Annotated in this window: 1 protein-coding gene; it reads left to right on the top strand. The window is 58.8% G+C overall.

The annotated features are described in order from the left end of the window. A partial coding sequence (locus tag FS507_RS18245; RefSeq protein ID WP_440130368.1) for a hypothetical protein occupies positions 1-245 on the top strand: 245 nt, incomplete at its 5' end. Positions 246-257: the final 12 nt, after the last annotated feature.

Raw genomic sequence — 257 nt, forward strand, 5'->3', positions numbered from 1 at the left:
AGTGCCATCATGGGGTTGTTGGGGTGGTAGGGGGGGAGGTAACCGGGGTTGGGGGGGGTGATGTGGTGGGGGAGGGGAGGGTGGAGATGGTGATCGGGACGGAGGGGTTGGTGGGTAGGGGTATGGAGTGGAAGAAGGTGGGGGTGATTGTGGTGGATAGTGGAGTAGGGAGTGTGTTGGATGGGGGGTTGATGAGGGGAAGCAGAGGTATGGTTTTCATCCTATCTATGGTGATTGTGGTGTGAGGGGTGGTGATG

This window comes from Corynebacterium glyciniphilum AJ 3170, from assembly GCF_007673095.1.
GTDB lineage: Bacteria > Actinomycetota > Actinomycetes > Mycobacteriales > Mycobacteriaceae > Corynebacterium.